The organism is Sphingobacterium sp. UBA5670 (assembly GCF_002420705.1).
GTDB lineage: Bacteria > Bacteroidota > Bacteroidia > Sphingobacteriales > Sphingobacteriaceae > Sphingobacterium.
The window spans coordinates 171,760-173,646 of record NZ_DIIM01000004.1; the positions used below are offsets into that span (position 1 = coordinate 171,760).

At 39.5% G+C, this 1,887-nt stretch carries 3 protein-coding genes; 1 reads left to right on the plus strand and 2 read right to left on the minus strand.

Translation table 11 applies throughout. The features are described from left to right. Positions 1-34: 34 nt before the first annotated feature. Positions 35-526: a low affinity iron permease family protein gene (locus B3C94_RS05380; RefSeq protein ID WP_293900166.1), complete on the plus strand. Its 492-nt coding sequence runs from the start codon at positions 35-37 to the stop codon at positions 524-526. 53 nt (positions 527-579) lie between these two features. Here B3C94_RS05380 and B3C94_RS05385 read toward each other — a convergent pair whose 3' ends face one another. Together B3C94_RS05385 and B3C94_RS05390 are read right to left on the minus strand one after the other, a co-directional pair. Then, positions 580-810 carry a hypothetical protein gene (locus tag B3C94_RS05385; protein WP_293900169.1) on the minus strand — a complete coding sequence of 77 codons (231 nt, stop codon included), beginning with the start codon at positions 808-810 and terminating at the stop codon, positions 580-582. Positions 811-863: 53 nt separating this feature from the next. Then, positions 864-1,460, minus strand: a complete 597-nt coding sequence (locus B3C94_RS05390) for a ferritin-like domain-containing protein (protein ID WP_293900171.1) — start codon at positions 1,458-1,460, stop codon at positions 864-866. Between the last annotated feature and the right edge of the window lie 427 nt (positions 1,461-1,887).

The window sequence follows — 1,887 nt, forward strand, 5'->3', positions numbered from 1 at the left end:
GTAGTCAGGTCTCTATAGAAATTAAAGTTTAGCTATGAAAAAGAAGAAGAACTTATTTGAACGATTTTCAGACTGGGCAACCCATGCGACCGGCAGCTCTACGGCATTTGTTATTGCAACTTCCACAGTTATTATCTGGGCAATCAGCGGCCCCATATTTAATTATTCTGAAACCTGGCAATTGGTGATTAATACAGGAACTACCATTGTTACCTTTTTAATGGTATTTCTTATTCAAAAATCACAAAATAAGGATTCAAAAGCAGTTCATTTAAAACTCAATGAACTTATTGCTTCGCACAAGGGAACTAGCAACCGAATGGTCAGCCTAGAGGACTTAAGTGAGGAAGAGTTGGATCAGTTGGCCAAATTTTATGCACACATTGCCAAATTAGCTCTTCAGGAAAGTGATATCACCTGCACCCATTCTATAGATGCAGCAAAGGAAAACCACGCTTCTAAAATGAAGGAGCGGAAAGGTAAACAGGACCGTCCAGATGATGAAAGAACTGACAATTTCGATTAAAATTCCAAATTATGAAAGGCCCAATGAGAATTGAGCCTTTTATCAAAACACGGTTAATCATGTCCTTCAGTTTTCACAATCTTATTATAGATGCCCAGCAAGAGGAATGGAGCGGCCCATTGGCCTATAAATAAGGCGTTTTTATCATTCGACATGCATTTAAACGCCGCAGATACCCCCATTGCCAACAAAGCGGCTCCTAAAAACACGGTCGATGGCACTTTGGATGTTTGATTTTCTATTTTTTTGGTGATTTCACCTTCGTTTCCTGTAGTTAAAGTCATAATTCAACGGTTTTAATTTTAAAAATTTTTGATTGTTCGCTACTCAATTGCACTTATTCAGCCTTCGAATTGAGATTTGTATCTGCCAAAGCACTTAAATCCTCATCGCACTTCTTCTCCTCGCTTAAAGTTTCAAGTAAAAGTTTCAGCGCATCCTTGTGTTCGAGCACTTTGGCGAATGCGGCCAATGTACCATAAGTAGCAATTTCATAATGTTCTACCTTCTGTGCCGCCGCTATAATCGCTGCATCTCTGACGGCTCCGGCTTCTGTTTCCTTCATAAGACTTTCAGCCTCTTCCACTAAGCCCGCCATCGCTTCACATTTTTCAGCTTTAGCTTTCACACCTATAAATTCAAAACATTGTTCTAGACGGTCTACATGTGTTTCAGTGTCCGTCAAATGTTTGGAAATTGCCGATTTTAACTGTTCTGAGCTCGCATTTTTTTCCATCTTCGGAAGTGCTTTTGTCAATGCTTTTTCAGCCCAATAAATATCTTTCAAGCCGTCTTCGAATAATTCGGTCAGATCTTTTGCCGCGCCAGTTTTGGCTTGGACTTTTTTTCTTTCGGAAGCATTAGCTGACATTGTTTTGCTAGCCGATTTTTCGTTTGTTTTACCTTTGTCTGCGGTTACTGTTGTTGTTGCCATAATTTAAAATTTTACGCTCAATGAGCTGTTCGTCAAATAAACAGCTCTCCTGCTTTTTTCGTTCAACCAGTTATGCTGATTCCTTCAAATCAAGCATTTACCACACAACCTCAGTAAAAACACGTTCTACTGAGAAATGGACTATGTAAAAGAACTACGCTTAAATTAACGTACAAATCAATATATTTTACGTACTTCCACAGTTAACGATAGTGCTGTTGGTGGAGTTCATTAGGTAGAATAAATATTAATGAAAATCCAATATGAATAAAAACTTTGCAATGAAGGACGCCCATCAAGGTATGGCCATCCTCGCTCTAGCCATCGTGTCACAATCCGGACCCGAAAATCTTCCGAATGACATTCCAGATGAGCATGAAGAAGAGCTTCCAGAAAACACACCGGGCCAGGAACCAGAAATTGACCA

Coding starts and splice junctions, on each gene's coding strand:
- B3C94_RS05380 (WP_293900166.1), top strand. CDS start 35: ATGAAAAAGAAGAAGAACTTATTTGAACGATTTTCAGACTGGGCAACC.
- B3C94_RS05385 (WP_293900169.1), bottom strand. CDS start 810: ATGACTTTAACTACAGGAAACGAAGGTGAAATCACCAAAAAAATAGAA.
- B3C94_RS05390 (WP_293900171.1), bottom strand. CDS start 1,460: ATGGCAACAACAACAGTAACCGCAGACAAAGGTAAAACAAACGAAAAA.